The sequence below is a fragment of the Limnoglobus sp. genome, from assembly GCF_059499385.1.
The window spans coordinates 1-3,600 of sequence record NZ_JCABYM010000052.1; the positions used below are offsets into that span (position 1 = coordinate 1).

Genomic DNA, 3,600 nt, shown 5'->3' on the forward strand with positions numbered 1-3,600 from the left:
CCCCCGCCACCGCCGCGTGCCCCATCTAGCCCCCGGCTTCCCGGCGGGGTTTGGCGACCCCCAAAACCCCGCCGGAAAGCCGGCGGCTATATAAACTCCCGTCATCGGCACCAACCACATCCCCGCGGACCCCTGATGACCTGGAACCCGACCCTGTACCTGACGTTCGACCGCGAGCGGACGCAGCCGGCCATCGACCTCGCGGCGCGGATTGAAGTGACGAACCCGCGGACGGTCATCGACCTCGGGTGCGGCCCCGGCAACAGCACGGCCGTGCTGAAGGCGCGGTGGCCGGCCGCGACGGTCACCGGGTTCGACAGCGACCCCGCGATGCTGGACGCGGCGGCGAAGGCCGACCCCGGCGGCCGCTGGGTCCGCGGCGACGCCGCGACGTGGCAACCGGCCGAGCGGTACGATGTGGTCTTCTCGAACGCGATGCTCCAGTGGCTGCCGGACCACGCGGCGGCCGCCCGCCGGTTCTTCGCGGCCGTCTCGCCGGGCGGGGCGCTCGCCGTGCAAGTGCCGACGCACTCGCGCTCGCCGCTACACAAGGCAATCCTGGACCTCGCGGCCGGCCCGACGTGGCGAGAGTGGCTGGGCGGCGTCCACGGCTCGATCCACGGCCACGACCCGGCGTACTACTACGACGCGATCAGCGAGGTCGCGGCCCGGATCGAGCTGTGGGAAACGGACTACTGCCACGTCCTGCCCGGCCCGGACGCGATCGTGACGTGGATTCGAGGAACCGGGTTGCGGCCGTTCCTCCAGGCGCTGCCGGACGACATGGCCCGCGGCCGGTTCGAGGCGGACTTGTTGGAGCGGGTGACGGCGTCGTATCCGCGGCGGCCGGACGGCAAGGTGCTGTTCCCGTTCCGACGGCTGTTCTTCGTGGCTTACCGGGGCGAGGGAGCATGACGACCCTGTACGTCGGCACGAGCGGGTACTCCTACCCCGCGTGGAAAGGCTCGTTCTACCCGGAGAAGCTGCCGGCCAAGCAGTTCCTGCGGTTCTACGGCGAGCAGTTCCGCGCCGTGGAGAGCAACAGCACGTTCCGCGGGATGCCGAAGCCGGCCGTACTGGAAACGTGGGCCGCGACCGTGCCGGCCGACTTCCGGTTCGCGCTCAAGGCCCCGCAACGGATCACCCACTTCCAACGGCTGAACAACTCGGCCGACGCGGTGACGGAGCTGTTTACCATTGCGGGCGTGCTGAAGGAGCGGCTGGGGCCGGTGCTGTTCCAACTGCCGCCGAACTTCGCGAAGGACGCTGATCGACTGCGGAACTTCCTCGCGCTGTTGCCGAAGGACCGCCGCGTCGCGTTCGAGTTCCGCCACCCGTCGTGGTTCGACGCGGAGACGTTCGCCCTGCTCCGCCGCCACGGGGCGGCGTTCTGCATCGCGGAGGCGGAGGACGATTTAGAAGTACCGTTCGAGGCGACGGCCGACTGGGGCTACGTGCGGCTGCGGATGCCGGACTACACGCCGGCGGCGCTGAAGGGGTGGGTGAAGCGGGTGACCTCGCAGAAGTGGCAGGATGCGTTCGTGTTCTTCAAGCACGAGGACGAGGGGAAGGGGCCGAAGCTGGCGAAGCGGTTCCTGGACGCGGCCGCGAAGGGGTAACGCTCATGCTCGGCGACATCACCAGCCCGCGGCTGCTGTGGATCAAGTTCGGGCTGTTCGTGGTCCTCGGCGTGTTCGCGGTCGTGCTGGCGCTGGTTTTGTTCCCCGATTTCAAGCTCGCGGCGCTGATGGCCATTGCGATCTGGGCGTTCTGCCGGGCGTACTACTTCGCGTTCTACGTGGTGGAGAAGTACGCCGACCCGTCGTTCAAGTTCGCCGGGCTGGGGTCGTTCGTGCGGTATGCGCTGCGGCGGAGGAGGTGAGGCCCAGACTTCCGAAGTCCGGCTTCGACTTCGGAAGTCGAACGCCGCAACCGCCCACGCGGGATCGGCAACCGCCCCTCCGCCCTATCGACTTCCGAAGTCGAAGCCGGACTTCGGAAGTCGGGTTGCTAAACATTCCCCGCCTGCAACCGCCACTTCAGCAGGCTGAACCGCAGGGCCGTCTCCGCCTTCGTCACCGCCAGCCAGAGCGCCTTGCGGCTGCCGACCAGCACCACCAGCTTCCGGCCGCGGGTGATGCCGGTGTACAGCAGGTTCCGCTGCAACATCACGAAGTGCTGCGTGTGAACCGGGATCACCACCGCCGGGTACTCGCTCCCCTGCGACTTGTGAATGCTGATCGCGTAGGCCAGCGACAACTCGTCCAGCTCGCTGAACTCGTACTCGACTTCCCGGCTGTCGAAATCGACCCTCAGCACCTGGTCGATCTCGTCCAGCCCGACGACGCGGCCGATGTCGCCGTTGAAGACCTCCCGCTGGTAGTTGTTCCGCGTCTGGATCACCTTGTCGCCGACGCGGTAACTCGTGCCGAACCGCTGCACGTCCTTCTTCGACTCCGAATTCAGCGCCTCCTGCAGCAGCCGGTTGAGGTTCTGCACGCCGAGTTCGGACTTGTTCATCGGCGAGAGGACTTGCACGTCGCGGAACGGGTCGAGGCCGAACGCGGCCGGGATGCGCGTTTTTACCATCGTCAGGACGCGGTCGATGATAGTTTGTGGGTCGTCCGCCTCCACGAAGAAGAAGTCGCCGCCGTTGGGCGGGGCGGAGGCCGGCAGCTCGCCGTGGTTGACGGCGTGCGCCGCCCGCACGATGAAGCTCGACCCGGCCTGGCGGTGGATCTCGGTGAGTCGGGCGACGGCGACGACGCCGGAGTCGATGAGGTCCGCCAGGACGCCGCCGGCCCCGACGCTGGGGAGCTGGTCGCGGTCGCCGACGAACACGACGCACGCCCACGGCGGGACGGCCGCGAGCAGCCGGTTCATCAGGATCACGTCCACCATCGACACCTCGTCGATGACGAGCAGGTCCACGTCCAGCGGGTTCTCGCGGCCGCGGCGGAAGCCGCCCGCGCCGGGGTCGTACTCGAGCAGCCGGTGGATCGTCTTCGCCTCGCGGCCGGTCGATTCGCTGAGCCGCTTGGCGGCCCGGCCGGTCGGGGCGGCGAGCAGCACCCGCTGCCGCTTCGCGGCGAAGATTTCGAGGATCGCCCGCACGATCGTCGTCTTCCCCGTGCCGGGGCCGCCGGTGACGACGAGCAGCTTCCGCGTGACGGCGGCGCGGATCGCGTTCCGTTGCGACTCGGCGAGCGTGATGCTCATGGTCGATTCGACCCACGCGAGGGCCTTGTCCGCGTCCGTGTCCGGCAGCGGGTGGTGGCCGTCGCGGAGGGCGTTGATTTGCCGGGCGACGCCGGTTTCCGCGAGGAACAGCGGCTTGAGGTAGAGGAGCGAGTCGGACGCGAGTTGTTCGACCCCGATAGCCACCCGAAGGGTGGGTCTGTCTTGTTCCCTCCCCCCTTGGGGGGGAGGGCTAGGGAGGGGGGTAGCCTCCCTGCCTCGGACGCGATCCTCACCGGGGCTGGGCAGCTCGGGGGGGGGGGGGGGGGGGGGGGGGGGGCGGCGGGGGGGGGCGGGGGGCGCGGGGGGGGGCGCGGGGGGGCGCGGGGGGGGGGGGGGGGGGGGGGGGGCGGGCGGTGGCAG

4 protein-coding genes are annotated in these 3,600 nt (G+C 69.6%); 3 read left to right on the plus strand and 1 reads right to left on the minus strand.

Annotation, left to right across the window (positions count from 1 at the left end; translation table 11 throughout):
• Positions 1 to 135 precede the first annotated feature (135 nt).
• Genes AC5JJ2_RS10125 through AC5JJ2_RS10135 form a run of 3 tightly spaced genes read left to right on the plus strand, consistent with a single transcriptional unit; the run spans position 136 to position 1,882 of the window.
• Positions 136 to 915 carry a methyltransferase domain-containing protein gene (locus AC5JJ2_RS10125; RefSeq protein WP_495857863.1) on the plus strand — a complete coding sequence of 260 codons (780 nt, stop codon included), beginning with the start codon at positions 136 to 138 and terminating at the stop codon, positions 913 to 915.
• A complete protein-coding gene (locus tag AC5JJ2_RS10130; protein WP_495857864.1) occupies positions 912 to 1,619 on the plus strand; it encodes a DUF72 domain-containing protein in 708 nt (235 codons plus the stop codon). The genes AC5JJ2_RS10125 and AC5JJ2_RS10130 overlap by 4 nt, the downstream gene beginning before the upstream one ends.
• A gap of 5 nt (positions 1,620 to 1,624) precedes the next feature.
• Positions 1,625 to 1,882 (plus strand): hypothetical protein, encoded by a 258-nt coding sequence (locus AC5JJ2_RS10135; RefSeq protein WP_495857865.1) that lies wholly within the window; start codon positions 1,625 to 1,627, stop codon positions 1,880 to 1,882.
• Between the two features lie 128 nt (positions 1,883 to 2,010).
• Here AC5JJ2_RS10135 and recD2 read toward each other — a convergent pair whose 3' ends face one another.
• Entirely contained in the window at positions 2,011 to 3,384 is a 1,374-nt protein-coding gene (recD2, locus tag AC5JJ2_RS10140) for an SF1B family DNA helicase RecD2 (RefSeq protein ID WP_495857866.1), read from the minus strand.
• Between the last annotated feature and the right edge of the window lie 216 nt (positions 3,385 to 3,600).

Coding starts and splice junctions, on each gene's coding strand:
- AC5JJ2_RS10130 (WP_495857864.1), top strand. CDS start 912: ATGACGACCCTGTACGTCGGCACGAGCGGGTACTCCTACCCCGCGTGG.
- AC5JJ2_RS10135 (WP_495857865.1), top strand. CDS start 1,625: ATGCTCGGCGACATCACCAGCCCGCGGCTGCTGTGGATCAAGTTCGGG.
- AC5JJ2_RS10125 (WP_495857863.1), top strand. CDS start 136: ATGACCTGGAACCCGACCCTGTACCTGACGTTCGACCGCGAGCGGACG.